The sequence below is a fragment of the Clostridia bacterium genome, from assembly GCA_017410375.1.
GTDB lineage: Bacteria > Bacillota > Clostridia > RGIG6154 > RGIG6154 > RGIG6154.
The window spans coordinates 55,588-77,888 of the sequence record JAFQQW010000002.1; the positions used below are offsets into that span (position 1 = coordinate 55,588).

Below are 22,301 nucleotides of genomic sequence, written 5' to 3' on the forward strand. Positions count from 1 at the left end.
TTTTTCACCTCTTGGCTAATTTTTCGTATTCTTTTACTAAAATATCTGCGTAATCTTCTACACTTAAGATATTGTCTTTTTCCTGCCTGCAGTTTTCTTTTAATGCAGTATAGTACTCCTCGTTTTCGAGGGTTTCTTTGATTTTTAAAGCAATGCCTTCGGGCGTAGGCTCGGTTACAAGCGTACCTGTTACCCCGTCTTTTACAAGCTCTGCCATTCCGCCGCTGTTCATGGTTATCACCGGAACGCCCATGCAATGTGCCTCTAAAATAGAGAGCGGACAGTTTTCATAGCACACCGAGGGCAAAAGTAAGATTTTGGCGTTACCCATCAGTGTCTTTAAGCTTTCCCCGGTCAGAAAGCCTGCAAGAAAGATGTTCGAAATTCCGTTTAACAAATCCGCATCCGGTCCGCTTCCTGCCACCACAAACCGGTATTCGGGAAGAAGCTTTGCCGTGCCTGCAATATTTTCAATCCCCTTTTCTTTGGACAGTCTGCCGACATACACAATGTAGTTGTCTGTTTTTTGATTCTCCGAAGAAAATTTTTCTTTGTTGATAAAATTATGTATGGTTTTGGTTTTGCCTTTATAATAGGCTTTTGCGGACAAAAGCTTGTTTTCTAAAAAATGGCTGGGACAAACAAACAAATCCACCTTTTTATAGGTTTTCAAGAATGCATAAAGCTTTGCTTCGATAACCCCTAAGATGCTTTTGATTTTAGAGCCGTGAATGCATTTGTTTTTTATGCAGTTGAAATGTGAACCATTTACACATTTTTCGCAAGAGATGTTTTTATCGAAGTTATAAAGCAGGTGGTTGGGACAAATCATCTGATAGTCATGCACCGTCTGCACCAGCGGAATGCCTTTCTTTTTTACCCCGTAAATGATAGAGGGAGTAAGCTGAAAGTTTATGTTGTTCATATGCACGATGTCAGGCTTAAAATCCTCAATCACCTGCATAATTTTTTTCTTTGCTTCAAAGGAATAAATAATTTTAAAGGGATACAAAAATCTGGCTAAGCCTTTCCCGTGAAAGTCCATGTTCTGTGTGTATAAGCCTTTTTTGTTGCCTACTGTATTCTGCGTATCGAGCATGCCGAAAAACTGCACCTCATGCCCCATTTTTTCAAGATGCTCTGCTAAGTACAGCATATAGCTTTCACTGCCCCCGCGAGGATAGAGAAACTTATTGACCATTAAAATTTTCATAACCGTGCTTCACTTTCTTTTTTGATTCTCTTTGGAAATATACCCGAACATTTTCTTTTCCCGCCGACGCACATTTTCCTCAAAGGAGTGCCCCATCATCAGTATAGCAAGAACGCCCGTAAGCAACGGATAGTTCATGGTATTGTCGGTGGTGGATACAATGATTAAGTAAAGGATGAGGATAAACGAAATAATGGCATTCTCCACATTTCCTTTTCTTCCGAAATACCATATTCGTACCAGCGTCATGGACAGGAGCCATATAATATAACCCCAAAAGCCAAGATCGATAAAGTGCTGCAGAAAGTCGTTGTGCACCGATGCAACCCCGACGGACATAAAGGTGTTTAACTGATAGGTTAAAAAGCCGATACCGTTTCCTAAAAAGCCCGGGGAGAATTCATAAAATTTATCCACCGCATTATAAATTTCCACACGTCCGCTGGTGTTAATGCCTGCTTTTTCCAGCAGTTCAAAGGCATCCATTTTAATCAGCGCGATGTATGCAATCAGCAAACCGATGACAACAATTGTAAAAAACGTAACCAGTCCGCTTGCGGTTTTGAGGTTGTAGCGGGCAATGAATTTTAAAAGATAGCCAAACAAAAGTGCAATGGCGATAGCGATAATGGCAATACGCTTAAATGCCGATAAAAAGCAGAAAAGGCTTAAGGAAAGCAGGATAAAGTAAAGTATGTTTTTTTGGGGCTTGTACAGCATATAAATCAGGTACGCCCCAAGACAAAAGGCAAGCTCGTGAATTTCCGCCTGCACGATAATATCGCCCGTTACCCCTGCAAAGGTGGTAACAAGGGTTATAAATTCGCTGAAATAGCTCGCAAGCCCGTTTTTTGCAATAACGGTTAAGATCATTAAGATGTTGGCAATCAGAATTGCAACCAGGTTCATCCAGATGCCTTTTTTGCCGAAAATATAAAGCAGAGCGCCTGCCCCCAATGCCATGGAAAGCATGTTTGCATATATAAAAGAGCTGGAAAGACCTCTGGAAATGACACCCACATCCACTTTTTCGGTAAACCATATAAAAAGGGAAACCAAAGTGGTCACCAGAAGCGGAATGCTGTAAATGACCGCATCTGAAACCGCGGTAAAGCCCCTTGCAATATTGGGCTTGTATAAAAACAGCAAAGTTGCCGAGCCGAACAGAACAAGGGAAAAGGCGTGGCGGTAAGTGATATGAAGACCCACGTCGATGTATTCGTTTAAAAAATAATACATCAGAATGGCTACCACCATAAAATAAAATTCTTTTGCGCGTTCAAGAATTTTATTTTCCACGCTCTGTCCCTCCTTTTTATAGATTTTCTCTTACATCCGAAGTATAGTTCTTTTTATTCGAGATGGCTTCCGAAAGCAGTTTTCTTGCCGTCTTGTTTTCCTTAAAGGTTTCGGCAATACCGATTTTGTACTCGATTACAACGTTTCTGTGTTCTTCTCTTTCGTCCAGTCTTAAGCGGAAGAGGCGCATGATATCTTCAACCGTGATGTAATCCGATTCCTCGGTCAGCATCACAAAGCTTCCGTTGCCGTTATAAATGTACTCGGTTTTGGATTTGCCGAAAGTTTCTTTGATGTAGCTTGTGAACATTTTGATGATTTCATCACCCACATCCCTTGAGTATTCGCTGTTGATATGCGCCAGATTGGCTATATCCAGCATACAGTATACCACACCGTCATCGAGAAGCTTTTTGTCCTTGGATTTTAAGTATTTATCAAAGTATGCCCTGTTGTAAAAGCCGGTGAGATGGTCTGTGTAGAAAATGTAGTTGATGATATCGCCTGCTCTGCCCAGCACGATTGCACCGCCACAGCAGAGAATCATCAGGAAGAAGAACGCAATGGCAGTATACAGCATTACATTTACGCTTTCCCGTACAGATGCCGAGGACAGTACCGAAATGTAGCTTGCGCCTAAGTATTTGTTATATTCGTCATTGGTTTTCATGGTGGTGTCATAAAGTGCAGTCAAGTCCTTTAAAAGGGTATCAATCTGACTTTCCACCTCGGCTCTTACCTTTGCATACTGCGCATTACCAAGCTCCGAGCAGGTCATGGAAGACCCTTCGCAGGCACCGCCGCAAGCACCGGTACAGCTTGTAAAGGTATTTAAAATATAGGTGCAGTATGCCGAATCAATCACCGCATGCTCTATACTTTCATTATGGTCTCTCCAGCTGTAAACCAGTTCGTCATAAGTAACGGTCTGGTCACCCACATACTCTTCAAGGTTTCGCTCATGCAGATTGTCTAAAATGTATTCGTAGGTAATGTTTGTATTGCCCGAATCCCGCATTTTGGTGACATACGCATCAATAACCGTAACAACATCTTCCACAAGGCTTGCATTTTTTTCGTTGGAAATGTTATTGTTGTCTATTCTTGTGGTGTAGTCCGAAACCAGAACCGATTTGTTTTTGGTAATCTGATATTTGTAAATGGTAGAGAACAGCGAGGAAACCTTTACCTGTCTTAAATAATTAAAATCCTCTGCCAGCTCGGAAAAGGACACACCTGTTTCGGTGGCTCTGTAGTAATTGTTCTGTTCCATGCGCTGATACAAGGTAGAAAGGGTATTATCGATGCTTGTATCAATCAGCTCCATCATTTCGATGTAGTCGTAATCGTTTTTGTTGATGTTTTCAATGGTGTTGTTTGCATGGGCAACATTTACATATTTCTGGCTGAACTGTTCAAAATACACGTCCAGGATTTCGTCTAAGACGGTTCTTGCAAAATCGGGACCTTCTCCGCTGGTTGCCGCAAAGGAAACGATAAAGGTGCTGGGTTCGTAGATGTATTCCTCGCCCTCTTCAAGCTTTGCGTCCTTTTGTGCAACCTTATCCGCATCTTCGATGGGGGTAATATCAATTCTGGAAATTAAGCTGTCCACCGAGTAAATGCCTGTAAGTCCCATTTTATCCACAACCTTGGACATAACGGCGGAGGATTTGATTTCGTTTACATCCAGTTTTTCTCCCGTGGGGGCTAAGCCCTGCTCTGCCTGTGCATCGTTATAATGAATAACCTCCGATGCGATATAGGTATTGGAAGTGGAAAGCTTAAAATATATCGCATAGGTTGCCAGAAGGCAAAAAATGACAATGAAAGGCAAAAGCTTTTTTAAATATCTTAATATTTGAAAATTTTTCATGTTTTTGCCCTCCTTTACGCCTTTTTAGGAAATTTTTTGGAAATCATATACAGCACAAGTGTTATATATGCAAATGCCGCAAACACTACAAGCGACTTTAATTCGCTCATAAGCGAAACACCATAGATGCTGACTGCAATACACTGGTTCATTTTATGTCTGGAATATTCTCTGCCCGCTGTAATGGCTTCTGTCTCAAAATCTTTTACACTTTCGTAAACAGACTCTATCAGCGCATCTACCTCAGAAAAATTCTGTGCTTGCGGACTGTTTTCGGAAATTTTTCCCATTATCAGATTGTTGTCCATGATTTCTTTTTCATTGGCAGCAACCTGATTGCTGAATTCAGTCGCCATAACAGACAGCTCGTCCACACCGACTTTGGTTCTGCCCATGTAATATTTCCCCTCCTGGTCCCAGGTGGGCACTAGTACTACGCGGGTCATTTCCTCGCTGTACATGGCGATTGCATCGTTACAAAGTCTGTAGGACGCCTCGTTTTTCTGACGGTCAAAATCCACATTGATATTGCGGTATGTCAGTCTGTCAATATATCCTGCCTTATCCCGCGCAATTCCGTTTTGCAGAATCAGGGATTTTAAATTCTGATTGATTTGCGTTTCTTTAAACTGATGCACTTTACCTGCAATAGAGTTAAAGGTGCTGCCGCTTTCGGTCACAAAGCTGGGATTTTTCTCTGCCATGCCATAAAGGTAATCTAAAATTGCCTGGGCTTCCATGCCGAGATAAGAAACAATGTCCATATATTCCATCTTTGAAAAATCGGGTTTTTCGGGATCTAATTTAAAATTATCGGTATATTTTTCGATATAGTATTCCTTATAAGCCGAGGTGATGAGCTTAATCACATTTTCAGAGTCCAGATGGTCTGTGTCCTTGGAAGCATGGTATTCTACCGCAAACTCGGTGGAGATGTGGTACTGGGTTTCGTCTCCGACACCCCCCTGCACGCAAGGATAAACCACCAGGCAGTTTTTAAGCTGTTTGACCGTAACATCCTCCAGCGCACCTTTTTGTATGGCTCTTTCCACCACCTCGTCGCTGATGATTTCTGCCATATTGTATCTGGTTCCGTTGGAATTGAGTGCCTGGGATGCTTCGGAATAGTTCAGCGATACAATGGCATGCACAGATTTTTTAAGCTCGAAATGATTGAAAAATCCGTACACCATGGTGGACACAAAGCACACCAGAATCATCCATGCACTTAAATATTCTGCGGTTTTAAAAATCTGTGTCCGTTCTGTGCGATTTACATTTTTCAAACGCAACAGTATGGTTACTGCAGATACTGCAAACAACACGAAAAACACAAGAATGATTAATTTTTGAAGTAAATCCGTTAACATATTCTGCCACCCTCCCAACATTAAAATTTGTTGATATCAATAATAACCAGCTCCGGCTGATTGTTGATGCGAAGCACATTGGAATTTTCCAAGCCCGCGCTTACAATCATGGGCTTGCCTGCGGCATCGTATCTGCCATAAACAAAGCATCCGCTCCGTTCGGGGAACAAGCCTCCCTCCTTGGTGTATAAAGGCCCGAGCACGGGAACGCGTACCACACCGCCGTGGGTATGTCCGCAAACCATTAAATCGCCCCAGAAATCCGGTGTAAACTCTTCAAATATAAATGGCTCGTGTACCGCTGTGATTTTCAGATGGTCGGGATTTTCTTCCAGGTAGCTTAAAAATGCTTTTTCCGAGTAAGACCAGAAGCAGGACGGATTGGAGGTTAAAACCCCGTATATGTCGACATCCATGGTTTTGACTCTGATGGTATCCATTTCGTTTTTCAAAACGTTTATACCTGCCTCTTCAAGCTTTTTCTCAAAGGAATCGTCAAGCTTTAAAAGTGCTGTTTCGTCGCGGTTTTCTTTGTTAAAGCCAAACTTTTTGTCCAGAGCTTTTTCATTCAGCGGGAAGTCGAAGATGCCTTCTACCTCGTTGTTGCCATACACATAATAGGTCGGTGCAAGCTTTGCCAGCTCTTTGCATAAGGCAACCGCTTCGTCCGCATCTTCTTTTACGGAATCCACCATGTCCCCTGTGCAGATAATCAGATCGGGTTTGAGTTCTTTTACGCGCGCTGACAGTCTTTTGTTGTTTTTGCCGTAAGAAGCACCGTGCAAATCGGAAAGCTGTACAACCCTTACACAGCTGTCCACCTTGATACTGCTTGTGCTGTAAAAGGTTTCCCTGAAATTTCTGTTACCGATATAGTTGCAAAGCACCAGAATAACCAGCGTTGCAATACACACAAAAACCATACCGATTGCAAAGAATTTAAATGCCTTAATATTCTTTTTAGTTTTTGGGCTGAGGGTATTGTACGCGGTCTGCTTCGCAATTTTTACGGATTTCCCCACGCCGATAACCGAATCAATACACACCTGCAGAGTTTTCCAGCATTCCTTTTTGAACCGTTTAACATCCTCTGCACCATGGTAGGTCACCAGGACCTGCTTTTCATCCACATCTTCAATGACAAAGGTATCTGCCCACTTTTCATAAAGGGCATCGGGTGCGATCTCTTTAAAAAGCTCTTTTACTCTTTCCTGATATTTTTCTGTTTTTTCCATAGTTTTCACTTTCCTTATCCAAAAAAGCCTATACTTTTATTTCTGATAAAGCCTGCAGGTTGCTTTTACAACCTCCTGCCAGCTGTATTTGTTTAAAACAAATGTATCTGCACCATTCTTTAGCAGCTCTTTCTGCCTGCTGTCGGTACATAAAAGCTTTAATTTATCCGCCAAATCCGCCACATCGCTTTTTTTAAAGTACATGGCTTTATCCTCTGCAACCGCTGTGTTTTCGGGAATATCCGAGCACAAAAGGGCATTGCCGTAAGAAAGTGCCTCCAAAAGGCAAAGGGACATACCTTCTAAGTCTGAGGGCAATACGTTTAAGTAGGCATTGGAATAAATTTCATTTAACGTATCCCCCGACACAAAGCCCGTAAAGATAATATTCGGATTCCCTTTTGCCTTTTCCTTAAGCATACGCACATACGCATCGGTATCGCTGGTATCCCCTGCAATCAAAAGCTTTTTGTCCGTTTCAAGGCTCTTATACGCATCAATAAGATAATGAATCCCCTTTTCCGCGGTCAGTCTTGAAACGATTGCTATGTATTCGTCTTTTTTCAAGCCGTATTTTTCGGTGATGATTTCAGCTTCTTTTTTTTCAGGACGGCTGATGCCGTTATGAATGATGGTGGTTTCCCGCCCGTAGGTTTCCTTAAAATAATCCTGCGCCGCCTGACTTAAAACAATGACCTCATCTGCATATTTTGCCAGAATTTTTTCGCCGAATTTAATATATTTGGAGGCAAAGCCCTTGCCCCATTTTTCTCTCTGCCAATCCAGCCCATGCACGGTGGCAACGCATTTTTTCCCGAAAAGCTTTGGAATCCAGAGCGCCGCACAGGGACCTTCTGCGTGGAAATGTATTACATCGTAATTGCTAAAGGAAGCCGAAATTGCCGCCGTAAAGGATGCAATCATTGCGGCAAAGCCCCTGACGTTTAGTGTCCATGCATTTTTCAGCTTTACGCCCTTATACATTTTGTTTTTTACCGTTCCCACATATTCGTTTTCCACTTTATCCGAGGAGCGGTTATAGCAGGTAACCTCATGCCCCATTTCCACAAGCATGGGACAAAGGGTGGTCAGCACATTTTCGATGCCGCCACGTCTTGAGGGAACAACCTTATGCCCAATCATAGCAATTTTCATATTTTTCACTCCAACTTACCGCCCGGTCGCCGTAAGCATGACAAGCGGTGTTTTCAGCATAATTTTCAAATCATTAAGATATGTTCTGGTTTGTATGTATTCGATATCCATTTCCACCCACTGTTCAAAGGGGATGTCGTTTCTGTTTTTGGAAATCTGCCAGGTGCAGGTAAGTCCCGGGGTAACCAGCAGACGAAGACGCTGGTAATCGGTATAATACTTTACCTCTCTCGGCAGCGGCGGACGCGGACCTACCAGGGTCATGTCGCCCTTTAAAACGTTAAAGAACTGCATCAGCTCGTCTAAAGAAAGCTTTCTTAAATACTTGCCGACTCTTGTGATGCGGGGGTCTTCCTTTATTTTGAATACAGGTCCGTCCATTTCGTTCTGCTTTGCCAGCTCGTCAATCATTTTATCGGCATTGGCACGCATGGTTCTGAATTTGTACATATAAAATTCTTGGCCGTGCCGTCCGACTCTGATTTGCTTGTAAAACGGCCCTGCGCTGGGATCGTCAATGACAATCACAATGGCAATGACAATCATCAGCGGTAAGAAAAACAGTAAAATTAAGGTTGCGAAGAAAATATCAAAAAGTCTCTTCTGCGCCCAAAAGGTGGAATAGGATTTTTCGATAATCGCTTCTAACTTTTCTCTTGTTTTTGCATCAACTTTGTCCTGATCAATGTACGGCATTTGGTTCAAACACTTCTTTCTGCTATTTTTTTGACAGAATCAAATTCTGTTTTTCTGTTCTCCGAAAAATAAAATTTCGGGAATACAATATTTTCGATTTCTTTTTCTTGCTCTATAAATCCGGGATGGAACAGCACTTCAATATCCGCTCCTGTTTTTCGGGCAAGCTTTTCATATGCGGGCAAAATTTTCAGAACTCTTTTTTCGTCCATTTTCCCCGAAAACAAAATACCCATAAAATATGCTTTTTTTATATGTTTTGCTTTCCTTTTATTGCAGAGCCAAAGAAATTTTAAAAGCCATTGCTTGATAAGATTGACCGGACTGTATGTAAAATACAGTGACGGAGCTTTCAGATACGGCAAAATCGGCTCTGCAGGAATCCGCATATACTCTATATTCATTTTTTCGTCCTTTAACACCTGTAGCAAGGCATTAAAGACGGGTGGCAGCATGTGGGTATGCTGATGGCTGTCGATACAAAAGTCCACACCCTCAGGCAATGCCCTTCTCCAGCACAAAACCTGCAACTTGATTTCCTTATACAGCTGTGCCTCCAGTTTTTTCGGTTGAAACAGCCACAGCTTAAAAAGTCCAAAAAAGGTATGCTTAAAATTTCCGTTTTTGTCTGCAAGCAGGTCAATTTCCTCCGCCTTAGACAGGCATTTACCCTCCACCAGATTCAAATGCAAAGAAATTCTGGTATCCGGGTTGAATTTTCGCAAATCCACCGCATCAAAATTCGGAAAAACGCTTACTTTGTTCAGCGTACCGCCGTCTATGCATTGCTGAATGTGAAGATTAACGCTGTCGCAAAGTCCGTAATCGTCTGCACAAAAATAAATCACTTGCTTTCACCTTCTGTACCAAGCTTAAGCACGACTATGCCGTCCACAACCGCCACGCAGTTTTTGCCCGGCCAGCTTTGCATGGACTTTACCGTTTCGTTTTGCATAAGCATTATCTTTTCTTTGCCGCTTACAAACGCGTAATCTTTTCCGCAGTAGTCATTTAAAGCACTGCAAACCACACTTTGCCCAACCGTTTCATCATCGGCGCGCAGGATATAGCCGTCTGTGATGCCCGTGATATCGGGCGTAAGATTTACGCTGTAGTCCTCGCTGTCTGTTAATGCCCCGATCACTAAAATTTTATCGCAGGTATCTGTATCGGGGGTCTGTTCGATGCGGTCTGCGATGCGCATCAAAATCCCGTAAGACTTTTCATAGGCAATCTGTGCCTTATGGTAGCTGACATTGGCAATCACAATCTGATTGGATATCAAAAGGCAGGCTGTAACAAGCACAATCCAGCGTTTTGCTGCGGTGCGTTTTTCGTTTTTTTCGGCTCCTCTTTCATAAATAAGGAGGAAGCAAAGGTAAAACACCACATAGCTCATGCGCATTAAGTTATGGTAATCCACCGCAGGGTTGACAAACGCCAGCGCCCCCGCCCCAAGCAAAAGCATCGCACACAACAGGATGACCATCAAGGTATTGGTGGGGCTTTTATAAATTTTATTTTGCACCATGCTGTTTATGTAAAAAGCAAGGCAGAAAATCAAAACAACGGCATTTAAAGTCACATAGACGTTCAAGCCTTTTGACAAATCAAAGAAACAGTCCAAAAATGTTTGCTGTGCCACATAAAGAGAAGCTAAAATGTTCATATCCGCAAGCGATGCGGACGAGCTTACGCCCTGGTATTCCAATAATTCCATCGAGAAAGCCGAAAGCAGGATTTTCAGCATGAAGCTGTAAAGCAGGGCGCCCAGAATGCCCGAGAATAAAATGGCAAAGGCTTTTTTCAAAACCGTCCCGAACGGCATTCTGTGAAAGAGAATCTGATGAATCAGCCAAAGCAGAGTCAGAACCACCGTAACGGTAATGTACGCCTGATAAATACCGGTTGCCAAAGCAATCAGCACCGCAGAAATCAGATAATTCGGTTTTTCCTTTGTTAACAAAACCCCTGCAAGGGCAGAAAGGAAGAACGCGATGCTGTACCCATCTGCTACATAATTATACATCATAATCGAGGTCACGGTCGGAAACGATACCACCACCGCCCCGATTAATCCGGCAGTTATTTTTCTTTCCACCCGAAACATTCTGCAAATGCAAACCGCACCAAGGGCATGGAACAAAATGGCAAGAAGCCCATTTAAAAAGGGCAGGTCGTAAAAAGAGCTGAAGGAACATACCACAGGCAAAAACCATCTGCCGAGGGCAATCATATTCTGGGCATCGTAGCGGAACACCAAAGAGTCCCAGTTGGGAAGCCAGTTGGTGATTTTATAAAAATGCGCTGTCAAGCCCACCGCCAATGCCACAAAAAAACAAGCCTTCCATGCGGGTAAAATATATGTATTCAGTTTTTTCAATGCTTTTTCAGGCATATTTACCACTCCAGCCATTTAAATTTATGTAAAAATTTCCCATAAAGCTTGTTATAAAGCTTTACACCAATCAGTCGTTTGAGGAACACCGTTCTTTTTGCGGTTTTGGATGTCCAGGACGCACAAAAATGATGAATGGAATATGTATTTTTCGTAATTTTCTTCTTTCCTGTATAATATTTCACGGGACAAAGATACTCCTCGGGAAGCAAGTGCAACTTCATAAACACCTGATCCTTTTTTTGGGTGTCCAAGCCCATCTTAATCATGGTTTTGGTATTTCGGTCGGGACAGGGCGTTAAATCCAATTGCCCATCGGGAAGCACAAAGGAAATGTCGTCATAATCCGAAAGCAACGCACCCACAAGCGCATTGCCCTTTTCGCAGGCAAAGCCTAAACCTGTTGAAATCAGACCGCTGTCATCAAAGCCCATGTAGCCACCGTTTTCAATCAGGCTGTCAATGGGTTTAATCAGTTCTACATCTGTATCAAAGTAAATCCCGCCCTCGTCATACAAGACCTTAAGCCGTACATAATCGCTGACAAATGCCCATTTTTTTGCTTCATAGGCTTCCCTTGCATAGCGGTTTTGTGCGATATCAAAGTTGTCTTCGGTATGGCAGACAATTTTATAATCGGGACAGTATTTTTCCCAGCTTTTTATGCATTTTTCTGCCAGTGGCGGTAGTTTACCCCTGCCAAACCAGCAATAGTGAATCACTTTTGGAATGTGCATTACTTTTCCTTCCCCCTGCAAAGCTCAAAAACCGTTTGAAAGGCTTTTCTGTTAAATACAAAATTTACGGCGAGGTATAAAAGCACAATCCAGATTGCATGGATGACGCCGTAAAGCAACAGCTTAAAAAACGAAATATTGCTAAAGGTATCCACAAAGAAGATGACCATAACCGTCGCAAAAACCGCACCGTTTACCAGCAGGATTTTGCAGGTGGACAGCAGACTTCTTTGTAAAACCTTTTTGTTTGCGTAATAAATGGTTACAATACCGCGATACAAAAGTGCCGCGATTGTACCTAAAATGGCACCGCAAATTCCCATGCACAAAATTGCGACCACCGAAAAGGTGATGTTGATCATCATTTCCCAGATTGCATGGGAACGGGTTTTCTTAAAATCGCCCGAATACTCGATAATCCCGTTCACGGGAAGCTTGCCGTTGGCAATTAAATTCATAATGACAAACAATAACAGCAACAGCGGATTGGTGTACTCGGCATCGTTGATACCGCCTGTGTAAATCTGAATGAGCGGTAACAAAAATACCGCCATTAAGGTATAAATGATGTAAGTTATCATGATATAAAAGGTTTCGTACGCCTCAAACAGCTTATCAAACCGACCGCGGTCTGTGTGAAACATCTGCCCGAGGGCAAAGGTAAAGGACGAAACCAGGCTTGTAATAAATGTCTGCACCTGCGAAAAAAAGATGTTATAAATGGCATACACGCTGACTGCCTTAAAATCACATAAAAAGGAAATCAGCAATACATCGGTATTATTAAACACCATACCCGAAATCTGATGCATCAGCACCGAATTTTTCTGAGAAATTGCCTCATAGTCGGGTGTTTCCTTTAAATCCAGCCACTTGTATCTGCGCTTGGCATAAAAATACAGGTATACAAGCTGAATCAGTGCAATGATACAATACACAAGCTGAATTAAAATCAGGCTGTCGGTTAAAAGCAGAACCAGAATTTTGCCCACATTAGAGGCAAGCTGAAGCACCGTTTCTGCGTTATTTAACACATACTTTCTGCCGTCAACCTCCATTAAAATTCTGTATTTTGCCTGCACAAAATAGCTGAACAGCGACGGAATCGCATTTAAGATGACAATGAAAAACAAGACATGACTGTTGATGGAGGTAGGCACAAAATAGGCGTACACCACCGCAATCACCAGCACAATTGCAGAGTAGATAAACCCTGTTTTGATATAATAGGCGTTGGTGGCAGACAGCACAGCACTTGCGCTCTTAAAATCCTTTTCGCCGATGCGTTTATAAAGCGCCTGCGTTGTGGCAAGCCCTACGCCCGCCTCTAAAAGGCACATATAGGTAAAAATCTGTTTGATGGTAGAAAGGACGCCGTTGACCTCCGAGCCGAAATTTTCAAGATACAGTCTCGGCAAAAGAAAGCTTAAGGTAATCAGCACCACCTGATACACCAAAGAAGACAGCAGATTATTTTTTATTCTTGAATCCTTTGCCGTTGCCAAGCCGTCACCCCCATCCTTTGCCAAAACATGTTATACGCGGTTGCAGATATATTCTGCGGTTGCGTTTTCCCTCGGAATGATTTTCCCCGGATTGCCCACCACAATGCTGTGGTCAGGCACATCAAAATTCACATAAGAAAGCGGTGCAATCAGTACATCCTTGCCGATTGTAACGTTTCCCACAATCACCGCATTGGTTCCAATCCAGCACTCGTCTGAAATGCGGGGTGCTCCTTTCCGCTTACCTCTGTTCTCCATACCAATGGTGACCCCTGTGCCGATGTTGACATTTTTGCCTAAAACCGCATCGGGATGAATAATCACCCTGCCCAGATGCCCGATATAAAAGCCCTCACCGATGCTTGTTCTTGCAGGAATCTGAATTTGTGTTTTGTGCGAAAGATGCAAAAGCTTAACCATGTAAAAAAGCTTTAAGGGCAGGAATTTACAGGCATTTGCTTTTCGGAATACCGAAAGATATTTAAGCTCTAAGGGACGGAACACCTTTTTTAAGAAAGGTTCTCCGCTTTCGCCGTAGTATCTGTATAAATCTTTTTTAAAAATGCTGTTCATCACTTTTCACACTCTTTGGATTCTAAAAATATTTTTCTGGTTATAAAGTTGTAGACGGGTACAATGACCATCGCCAGAAATTTTATAATCAAATAGTAAACCTGTGTAAACCGCACGCCAATCCATAAAATCAACTGATTCAAGCCAAGTCCGCCAATGCTTAAAGCCACAAATACCAAAAATTCCTTCAGCTTGCTTTGGTTTTTGCTTTTAAACACAAAGGTCATGCTTAAAATATAGTTTACGGTCACCGAAACACTAAAGGAGATTGCCGAGGCAAGCAACACATCTATGTGCAGGCATTCTTTTAAAACCACCAAAACACCCACATCGGTACATGCGGCAATCACACCCACAATTCCAAATTTTACAAGCTGTAAAAACACCACTTGATTCCTCCGTTATTCTCTGGCAAATACCCAGAGTGTATCATTGATGCCTTCGTTTTCCTCAGCTAAGTTGTATACACTTATAACAACTGTTTCACCGTTTGCTTTTTTGTATGTAATGGACGGTGTTTTATCCTCTGCAAGCTGTTGCTTGATGGCATCATAGTTTAAAAAGCTGGTAAGCGCTCTGTGGAAATCAGGATGCACCAGATCGTGAATGTACTTGTTGAGTAATTCCGAAAAGCTGTCCTCGTCCTCCTTGTAGCCAAGGTAAGCGGGCATTAAAATACGGTGTGCGTGGTCGGTATTGAGCGACACTCTGTAAATGCCGTTGTAATGATCCTTCAGTACAGAAATCATGGCATCAATTTCGCGGATACCGGTTCTTATCTGACTGAACTTTTTGTCTACATTTTCGGATACGCTGACCTCCTGTTTATTCTGATAGTACTTGGCTTTGGATTCGTACATACGAACCTCCGCTTCGCGTACCATTTCCTCACAGTTTGTGTTCTGCATTCTGTAAGATGTGCCGATTGCCACATGGTAGTCTTTGGGCTGCAGCTGGGCGATAAGACTTTCTATGCTCCGGTCTATCTCTTCCTGGCTTATTTTTTCAGTGAATACTAAAAATTCATCGCCACCCATACGGTAAATGTGCTGACCGTAGAACACTTCCTTCAGCGAGTTTGCTATATAAATCAGCATTGCATCGCCCGCGGCGTGTCCGTATTTGTTGTTGCGGATATGCAGTTCATTTACATCCACATAAACACAACCAAACATTTCTGTCTTTTTCTCATCGAAGCCCGGAACATCCTTTTTGTATGCCACACGGTTGAGTGCACCGGTCAGCGAGTCGGTGGTGGCTGCAAGCTCGGTTCTGCTGAGATGCTTTTTGTTGTATATTGCAATGGTAAAGCATACTGCAACATCTTCCAAAAGCTTTCGGATTTGCGCGCTCTTTTTCGGATTGATAACACCCAGAATACTTACATGGTTGTTTTTGTCGGCAATGATAGCAAAGGATACATCCTTTATATCGTGCTGAATCAGAAAATGATATAAATTCGGGTTTGTTTTCAAAAGATGACTGTTGGGGGTGATTTGCATAAACCCGATTGCAAGATTACCTGCGTTGCGGATGTGTGCTGCATACTTAAAGATTTCCCCCTGGAAATATTGTCTGTCCTCGCCCGTCAGAAGCTTTGCCTGCAAGGTGGGCTTGATATAGAAGAAATCTTCCCCGTCCGTATCGCTAAAAAATGCCGAACGGGAATTTGAAAATTCTTTGATTTGCTTTAACGCTTCGGTTACGTTTCCCTGTTGCTGATTGATGTCTAAAAGAAGCTTTCTGATGGCGGATGCCTCTGCATTCAGCTTCGTTCTTCTCTTTTCGCTTCTTAAAATCAATTCAAGATAAGCAACAATAATCAGAAGAATCAGTGCAAATACAATCACTAAATTCCGTGAAATTTTATGGGTTTCGGCAAACACCTGGGTTTCATACCGGGCAAGCATAATGCCCCAGCCGAAATCCTCGAGAGTGGAATAGTGTACATACAAATTCTCGCCCGTGATGATGGACTTAAATGAGGTGTAGCCCTTGTCCTGTGTTGCTAAATCTTCATAGGAATAGCCGTCGTTAAATTCTCTGTCTTCAAAATTCGACAGCTGACCCGGTGTTTTGTTTAAGGTGTCAATCACAAATTTGCCGGTTTCCTTGTCATACACGAAAAGCTGTGCATCCAGTTCTTTTGCCATTTTTGTGTATTTGTCGCCTATGATATCCAGCGGAATCACGCCATAAAGAATACCGACCGTTTCACCGCTTACCTGAATCGGCACCGCACTTCGGATCAGTTCATCGCCGCTTCCGGTAAGGTCGGGAATTCTTCCGCTTACATATTCTCCGCGTTTGGCTTCCTCTTCAAAAGAGATTTTACCGTCCAAATCAATCGTTCCCATCTTAGTCACAAATGTGTTATCGGGATTTAATATACCGATGTTGGAAAACAGACCAATCGGCTTGAAGGAAGCAAACATACGGTCATAGGGCTTACCGTCTGCATAAAGGTTAGCCGCAAAGTTTGCCATGGTTATCAGGTTTTCTCTGTCCGATTTTAACTGCAGAGTCAAGTCATCCTTAATCTGTTTGGTCTGGATGTGGAGCATTTCGTATGCATTCTCCTCCGCCATCTGATAAAAGGACGCAACCATAGTTAAAAACACCACAAGTATTAAAACTGCAGTGATGATGGTGTACAAAACGTTCGTATGTCTGCGTTTTTTTCTTTCGTAAGTCATTGCCATATATTTGCATCTTCTTTCATGTAATTATTATTTTTTACGAAAATGAGTATAGACTTTTCCATTTTAGGTATACTCTTTATTATTATAGCACAAGCTTACGCAAAATGCAAGGAAACAACCACTTTTTTTACAAAACAGGTTGCTTATTTTTACAAAAACGGTTTCAGAACAAGAACAAGCTCCCTCTGCGCAGAGGGAGCTTGCTGAACATAGCAAGATTTACAGAAAAATTTGACTCATGCCTTATATTTAAATTTACCCGGGCTTTTGCCGGTCTGCTTTTTGTAAAAACGGATAAAATAGGACACATCCGAAAATCCCAAATCCTCAGCGATTGCCGCCACCGTAACATCGGGATAGCTCAAAAGCACATTGGCTCTTTTAACTTTCAAATCGGACAGGTATTCTTTCGGGGACATGCCCGTTTCCTTGCGGAAAACACGCCTGAAATTAGCCTCCGACATGTGGCAAAGATTTGCCAGATGCGAAATTTTAACCGCCTCGGAAAGATAGTTTTCCGAGATGTATTCTATCGCTTCGTCCACAGGCGTTACTTTGCGTTTGCTCTCCCCTTTGTGCAGAGACATGGAAAACAGCATTTCGGTAATGGCAACTTTAAGCTTTGCGGGATACACATTTGCCTTGCGCGTCAATCGGTAGCATTGCATAAATTCCGCCTTCAAATCCGCATTCCGAACAACCGAAAACTGATTTGCCATCGGCAAGAGATTCCCTTTGCTGTCGGTAAGCTCAAAATTTATCATGCGGTCTCTGACGGGTAACCCGTCTGCATTATAAAAGGACATTTCGTAATTCGAGCCTTGTCCGATAAACAACGCGTCTCCCTTTTGCAAGCGCAAATCTCCGTTTGGAGTATGACAAATTGTCTCGCCCTGGCGGAACAGCAAAATACCCGAATCGGGACGGGGAAAATCTTTATAGCTAAAGGATTCTCCCTCCTGCCAGATTTGCGGAAGGGCACGGATGGCACCCACATTGTATTCATTTTTGTACAAATCCGCAAAGCAAATCATGTTTTTGCCTCCGTTTTACATTCTTTCGGGGATTTCGATGCCCAAAATGTCAAGCAATTCCTCCAAAAGGGCATACGCCATCTTAAGGGTTGCCACTCTGGATGCTTTTTTCGCTTCGTCAGGCTCGGAAAGCACTTTGTACTCGTGATAATAACGGTTTAACAGCACCGCAAGGGAGTAAATGTATTCCGCTAAAGTATTGGGTGCAAAATCCTCTGCAGACTGCCATACCGCGTAAGGGAATTCGGTTAAATACAGGAACAGTTCTCTCTGAATATCCCCCTCGGGCGGTAAGATTTCGCCGTCCGCTTCAATTTTCTTCAGAATAGACTTAATGCGCACCGCGCTGTACTGGATATAAGGACCTGTTTTACCCTCGAAAGAGCAGAATTTATCAATATCAAATACATAATCCTTGCTTCTGTGGTTGGAAAGGTCTGCAAATTTTAAGGCACCGATACCAACTTTTCTTGCAATCTCTTTCATTTCCTCTTCCGAGATTTCGCCCGAAGTGATTGCCGCTTCCACCTTCTTATACGCTTCGCTTTCTAAGGTATTCAGCAGGTCCTCAAGACGCATTACGCCACCCTCACGGGTTTTATAGGGCTTGCCGTCCGCGCCGTTCATGGTACCAAAGCCTGCAAAGAACAAACGCACGCTTTCGGGTACAACTTCGGTTTTTTCCACCGTTCTGAACAACTGCTTAAAGTGGGTACCCTGACGGTTATCCACCACATACAAAATCAAATCGGGCTGTAATTCATTTTGTCTGTCAATGATGGTTGCAAGGTCTGTGGTACTATACAGCACCGCACCGTCGGATTTTTCCAGGATAAAGGGAGGCAGAGGGGGATTATCCCGTTCGTCGGTAATATCAATAACCAATGCACCGTCATCCTCATGGGCAAAACCGCGTTGTTTCAAATCCTCAATCATGGGACCTGTGATGTTTCTGGTGTCGCTTTCGCCCTTCCAGATTTCAAAGTTTACCCCAAGACGACCGTAATTGCGCTTTAAATCCTCTTTGGAAACCGCAAGCACGGTCTGCCAGATATCAAAGTAAATGCCCTCGCCCTTCTGGAGTTCATAGGTCAGGCGCTTGCATTCTGCCATAATTTCTTCGTTTTCTTTGGCTTCCTTGCTCTTTGCAGGATAGGTTTTTTCTAATACAGAAATGGTAATGTGCTTTTCTCTGTCCTCTTTGGTCTGAAGATTCTCGATACCAAACTGCTCGATAATACCCAGAATAACAATACCCATCTGCAGACCCCAGTCGCCAAGATGCACGTCACCTACTGCGTTGTGACCGCAATAATTCAAAATACGTTTTACGGTCTCGCCGATGATGGCAGAACGCAAATGCCCAACGTGCAAAGATTTTGCAACATTCGCACCGCCGTAGTCAATGACTACGGTTTCTTTCTTTTCCGCTTCATCAAAGCCGAATTTTTCCTTTTTTGCCATGTCCTTTACAAATTCGGTTAAAGCTTCATCTGTTACGGTCATGTTCAAAAAGCCGGGCGGGCAAGCTTCTACCTTCTGGAAAATTTCGTCTTTTTCCAGAATTGCCGCCACTTCACCTGCAATATCCAAGGGCTTCTTTTTATAAATTTTTGCCGCAGGCAATGCACCGTTGCACTGGTACTGGCAAAGGTCGGGACGGTTAGAAACCGTAACAAGCCCAAACTTTTCCTCGTAACCGCAGGACACAAATGCCGTCTTTACTTTTTCAGTCAATCTTTCTCTGAAAGTCATAAGTCTACTCCGTTCTATAGTTTTATATATTATATTACATTATACTATAAAAAAGCCAAATTGTAAAGTTTAATTTTCCCTTGCGTGATTTAAAAAAATATGCTATACTAAAAATAAGAAAACGAAAAGGAGTACAATATGATTACAAATAAACAGCGTGCCTATTTAAGAGGCTTAGCAAATCGTCTGCCTGCCCTGTATCAGATTGGCAAAAACGGCATTGACGAAACATTACTTAAAACCGTAGACGAGGCTTTGGAAGCAAAGGAACTGATTAAAGTGCATGTATTGGAAAACTGCGGAGAAAGCGCAAGAGACCTTTGTGATGCGTTAGCAGAGGCCTTGAATGCTGAACCGGTACAAACCATCGGCAGCAAATTTGTTTTATACCGCGAGTCGGAAAACAAAAAACAGATTGATTTAAAATCCTGCAAATAAGGAGATGTATAAAATGAAAAAATATATCGCACTTCTTTTGTGCGCCATTCTCATTTTATCCCTATGCAGCTGCAAAAAAGAAGTGGCAGCAAAAAAAGAAATCACCCTGCTTTGCTGTGCCGAATATTTAACCGAAGACCTTTTAAAGAGCTTCGAGAAAGAGTACGGCATCACCGTAAAGGTAGAACAACTGCTCTCTGAAACCGAAATTTCCGAAAAGCTCAAGGCTGACCCGACAGGATATGATTTAGTCATCGCTTCGGATTATACCGTAAACGAATTGCGTCTTTTAAATCTTCTGCAGCCCATGGACAGAAACAAAATTGAAAATGCCAAAAACCTAGACCCTGCCTACAGCAACTTTTATTTTGACCCCAAAAACGAATACACCATTCCGTTAAATGTTGCGGCAGTGCTTGTGGCATATAATAAAAAGACCTGTCCCTTAAAAGTAAAAAGCTATGCAGATTTACTGAACCCGAAGCTGAAGGATCAGATTGTCTTTTTAAACAGCTCCAATGTTTTGGCAGGCATTTCCAATCTTTACATGGGTTTAGACCCCATCAGTATCGAAAAGCTTTCAGAACTTCCTGCCCATCTTACCGCCTTTGCGGAAAACACCCAAAGCGTGCACGACTATGCAGCCCAGGAGATTTTAGCCTCAGGCAAAGCATCTGTTGGTGTCATGTTTAATCCTCAGATTGCAGAAGCAATCCAAAAAAACAAGGATTTACAGCTTGTCTATCCCGAGGAAGGATTTATTCTCGCCGCAGATGCAATTGCCTATTGCAGTCTGGACGAGCCCAACATTTCCGCAACGCAGTTTGTAAATTATCTGCTGACCGACACGGTAAACGCAAAAATGATTCAGAATCTGAGCGGTTGCCCGACCATAAAAGGCTCTGCAGAGAAAATGGACAAGGCTTATGCCTCTGTCATGGGAAACATTTTAGATTCTGCGCAGATTCAGAACGGTCATTTTTTCTGTAAAATCGCGCCCGAAATTCAGCGCGAGTTTGACAACCTTTACATTGAAAGCTTCAGAGAACATCTGATTAATCTGCAGATGGCATACGAAGCTGAAGAGCAGGCTGCCTTAGAAGCAGAACAGGCAGAACAGGCAGAACAGGCACAGCAGGCAGAACAAGCTGAAAACCAAGAATAAACATAAAAGGCTGAACAAAATCCGTTCAGCCTTTTGTTTTTACTTAAAATAAGTTTCTACTACCGCAGGCATTCTGCTTGTGTCCATAGAAACACCGCCGCTTACAGGCGCGCTCCAACTGAAGGGCATTTCAATGGTTTGCATACCGTCTGCCATTGCCGCTTTTAAAAGATAGCTTACGGCACTGCCTGAGGTTACGGTGGTTTCCATGTTTTCGCCCAGCACATTCATAATATCAGGCACCTGCAACGCATAGCCAAGCTTTGCCTTCTGGGCAAACGCGGCTTTTAAAAATCTTCTTTGTACACGCGTGCGCTGGATATCCGCTGCACCGTATCCACGGAAACGAAGAAGCTGTACCGCTTCCTGTCCTGTAAGAAGCTGATGCCCACGGGTTAAATGTATGTACAAATCCTGCACCGGGTCTTCATAGTCCATATCCTGCGGAACATAAAACATAACACCGTCCAGCTCGTCCACAATACCTGCCACCGCTTCAAAATTGGTACGCACATAATCGTGAATTTCAATACCCGTCAGATCCTGCACCGCCTGCACCACCGCATCATCGCCGTTATTCATGGCACTGTTGATTTTTACGGTACTGCCGCCGATTACCGCACAGGTGTCACGGGGCACAGACATCAGATTAATGGACCCGTCCCCATCCGGGAAGGACGCAATCATCATAACATCCGAACGCATGCCGCTGGCATCGGTACCCACAATCAGCACATTCTTTCTGCCACCATGGCTGTCCGCCAGTGCAGACAATTCCAGTGCATTGTCCAGAGCACTGCCCAGCATAAAATACATATACACGCCCGTTGCGATGACTGCAATCAATAAAAGCACCACAATGGTCCATATAATTTTTACAGTTTTTCTCATATATTCTCAGCTCCTTGCCGATAGAATCCTTCTAACAAAAAACAACATACATATTAAGTATACCACATTTTATGACTTTTGTCAATTTTCGCAAAAAGTCCGTCGCCAACGCGACGGACTCAGCGTGTCGATAAACCTATCGACACGCTGTAGACTTAAGAAAAAGGAAGTTATATTTTGTCAATTTGAATTCGTCGGCGTACAGAGGTACGGTAGAGTTCAAATTGACAAAAAGCAAGCAATGGAGCGGAATCCTCGA

Annotated in this window: 19 protein-coding genes; 2 read left to right on the forward strand and 17 right to left on the reverse strand. The window is 42.9% G+C overall.

All coding sequences use genetic code 11. The features are described 5' to 3' along the window. Positions 1-4 precede the first annotated feature (4 nt). From IJE10_00525 to argS, 16 genes are all read right to left on the reverse strand, one after another. Positions 5-1,213: a glycosyltransferase gene (locus tag IJE10_00525; GenBank protein ID MBQ2966592.1), complete on the reverse strand. Its 1,209-nt coding sequence runs from the start codon at positions 1,211-1,213 to the stop codon at positions 5-7. A gap of 9 nt (positions 1,214-1,222) precedes the next feature. Next, entirely contained in the window at positions 1,223-2,512 is a 1,290-nt protein-coding gene (locus IJE10_00530) for an O-antigen ligase family protein (protein MBQ2966593.1), read from the reverse strand. Positions 2,513-2,528: 16 nt separating this feature from the next. Further along, positions 2,529-4,388, reverse strand: a complete 1,860-nt coding sequence (locus IJE10_00535; GenBank protein MBQ2966594.1) for a diguanylate cyclase — start codon at positions 4,386-4,388, stop codon at positions 2,529-2,531. A 14-nt stretch (positions 4,389-4,402) separates the two neighbouring features. Next, positions 4,403-5,758 (reverse strand): hypothetical protein, encoded by a 1,356-nt coding sequence (locus tag IJE10_00540; GenBank protein MBQ2966595.1) that lies wholly within the window; start codon positions 5,756-5,758, stop codon positions 4,403-4,405. Between the two features lie 20 nt (positions 5,759-5,778). After that, positions 5,779-6,993, reverse strand: a complete 1,215-nt coding sequence (locus IJE10_00545) for a metallophosphoesterase (GenBank protein ID MBQ2966596.1) — start codon at positions 6,991-6,993, stop codon at positions 5,779-5,781. Between the two features lie 36 nt (positions 6,994-7,029). Further along, complete coding sequence (locus IJE10_00550) at positions 7,030-8,136, reverse strand: glycosyltransferase family 4 protein (protein MBQ2966597.1); 1,107 nt, start codon at positions 8,134-8,136, stop codon at positions 7,030-7,032. A gap of 27 nt (positions 8,137-8,163) precedes the next feature. Then, entirely contained in the window at positions 8,164-8,844 is a 681-nt protein-coding gene (locus IJE10_00555; GenBank protein ID MBQ2966598.1) for a sugar transferase, read from the reverse strand. A gap of 5 nt (positions 8,845-8,849) precedes the next feature. Continuing rightward, on the reverse strand, positions 8,850-9,692 hold the full coding sequence (locus tag IJE10_00560) for a ChbG/HpnK family deacetylase (GenBank protein ID MBQ2966599.1): 843 nt from the start codon (positions 9,690-9,692) through the stop codon (positions 8,850-8,852). Then, on the reverse strand, positions 9,689-11,242 hold the full coding sequence (locus tag IJE10_00565; protein ID MBQ2966600.1) for a glucosyltransferase domain-containing protein: 1,554 nt from the start codon (positions 11,240-11,242) through the stop codon (positions 9,689-9,691). Before IJE10_00565 ends, IJE10_00560 begins: the two co-directional genes overlap by 4 nt. Positions 11,243-11,244: 2 nt before the next feature. Then, positions 11,245-11,979, reverse strand: a complete 735-nt coding sequence (locus IJE10_00570) for a glycosyl transferase (protein MBQ2966601.1) — start codon at positions 11,977-11,979, stop codon at positions 11,245-11,247. Further along, on the reverse strand, positions 11,979-13,484 hold the full coding sequence (locus IJE10_00575) for a hypothetical protein (protein ID MBQ2966602.1): 1,506 nt from the start codon (positions 13,482-13,484) through the stop codon (positions 11,979-11,981). The genes IJE10_00570 and IJE10_00575 overlap by 1 nt, the downstream gene beginning before the upstream one ends. Positions 13,485-13,514: 30 nt before the next feature. Then, positions 13,515-14,057 carry a serine acetyltransferase gene (locus tag IJE10_00580; GenBank protein MBQ2966603.1) on the reverse strand — a complete coding sequence of 181 codons (543 nt, stop codon included), beginning with the start codon at positions 14,055-14,057 and terminating at the stop codon, positions 13,515-13,517. Then, positions 14,057-14,446 (reverse strand): GtrA family protein, encoded by a 390-nt coding sequence (locus IJE10_00585; GenBank protein MBQ2966604.1) that lies wholly within the window; start codon positions 14,444-14,446, stop codon positions 14,057-14,059. The genes IJE10_00580 and IJE10_00585 overlap by 1 nt, the downstream gene beginning before the upstream one ends. 12 nt (positions 14,447-14,458) lie before the next feature. Continuing rightward, complete coding sequence (locus IJE10_00590; GenBank protein ID MBQ2966605.1) at positions 14,459-16,759, reverse strand: GGDEF domain-containing protein; 2,301 nt, start codon at positions 16,757-16,759, stop codon at positions 14,459-14,461. Between the two features lie 236 nt (positions 16,760-16,995). Beyond that, a complete protein-coding gene (locus IJE10_00595; GenBank protein MBQ2966606.1) occupies positions 16,996-17,793 on the reverse strand; it encodes an AraC family transcriptional regulator in 798 nt (265 codons plus the stop codon). Between the two features lie 15 nt (positions 17,794-17,808). Continuing rightward, positions 17,809-19,548: an arginine--tRNA ligase gene (gene argS, locus IJE10_00600; GenBank protein MBQ2966607.1), complete on the reverse strand. Its 1,740-nt coding sequence runs from the start codon at positions 19,546-19,548 to the stop codon at positions 17,809-17,811. A 138-nt stretch (positions 19,549-19,686) separates the two neighbouring features. Between argS and yhbY the strand changes: the two genes are divergently transcribed. Both yhbY and IJE10_00610 read left to right on the forward strand, forming a co-directional pair. Next, complete coding sequence (yhbY, locus tag IJE10_00605) at positions 19,687-19,986, forward strand: ribosome assembly RNA-binding protein YhbY (protein ID MBQ2966608.1); 300 nt, start codon at positions 19,687-19,689, stop codon at positions 19,984-19,986. Positions 19,987-19,999: 13 nt separating this feature from the next. Next, entirely contained in the window at positions 20,000-21,151 is a 1,152-nt protein-coding gene (locus IJE10_00610) for an extracellular solute-binding protein (protein MBQ2966609.1), read from the forward strand. A gap of 39 nt (positions 21,152-21,190) precedes the next feature. On the opposite strand, the gene IJE10_00615 is transcribed toward IJE10_00610, so the two are convergent. Continuing rightward, positions 21,191-22,042 (reverse strand): LCP family protein, encoded by an 852-nt coding sequence (locus tag IJE10_00615; protein MBQ2966610.1) that lies wholly within the window; start codon positions 22,040-22,042, stop codon positions 21,191-21,193. Positions 22,043-22,301: the final 259 nt, after the last annotated feature.

Bases quoted from the DNA above. Each gene is read 5' to 3' on its own strand.
- IJE10_00525 (MBQ2966592.1), bottom strand. From the start codon at position 1,213: ATGAAAATTTTAATGGTCAATAAGTTTCTCTATCCTCGCGGGGGCAGT.
- IJE10_00535 (MBQ2966594.1), bottom strand. From the start codon at position 4,388: ATGAAAAATTTTCAAATATTAAGATATTTAAAAAAGCTTTTGCCTTTC.
- IJE10_00540 (MBQ2966595.1), bottom strand. From the start codon at position 5,758: ATGTTAACGGATTTACTTCAAAAATTAATCATTCTTGTGTTTTTCGTG.
- IJE10_00545 (MBQ2966596.1), bottom strand. From the start codon at position 6,993: ATGGAAAAAACAGAAAAATATCAGGAAAGAGTAAAAGAGCTTTTTAAA.
- IJE10_00550 (MBQ2966597.1), bottom strand. From the start codon at position 8,136: ATGATTGGGCATAAGGTTGTTCCCTCAAGACGTGGCGGCATCGAAAAT.
- IJE10_00555 (MBQ2966598.1), bottom strand. From the start codon at position 8,844: ATGCCGTACATTGATCAGGACAAAGTTGATGCAAAAACAAGAGAAAAG.
- IJE10_00565 (MBQ2966600.1), bottom strand. From the start codon at position 11,242: ATGCCTGAAAAAGCATTGAAAAAACTGAATACATATATTTTACCCGCA.
- IJE10_00570 (MBQ2966601.1), bottom strand. From the start codon at position 11,979: ATGCACATTCCAAAAGTGATTCACTATTGCTGGTTTGGCAGGGGTAAA.
- IJE10_00580 (MBQ2966603.1), bottom strand. From the start codon at position 14,057: ATGAACAGCATTTTTAAAAAAGATTTATACAGATACTACGGCGAAAGC.
- IJE10_00590 (MBQ2966605.1), bottom strand. From the start codon at position 16,759: ATGGCAATGACTTACGAAAGAAAAAAACGCAGACATACGAACGTTTTG.
- IJE10_00595 (MBQ2966606.1), bottom strand. From the start codon at position 17,793: ATGATTTGCTTTGCGGATTTGTACAAAAATGAATACAATGTGGGTGCC.
- argS (MBQ2966607.1), bottom strand. From the start codon at position 19,548: ATGACTTTCAGAGAAAGATTGACTGAAAAAGTAAAGACGGCATTTGTG.
- yhbY (MBQ2966608.1), top strand. From the start codon at position 19,687: ATGATTACAAATAAACAGCGTGCCTATTTAAGAGGCTTAGCAAATCGT.
- IJE10_00610 (MBQ2966609.1), top strand. From the start codon at position 20,000: ATGAAAAAATATATCGCACTTCTTTTGTGCGCCATTCTCATTTTATCC.
- IJE10_00615 (MBQ2966610.1), bottom strand. From the start codon at position 22,042: ATGAGAAAAACTGTAAAAATTATATGGACCATTGTGGTGCTTTTATTG.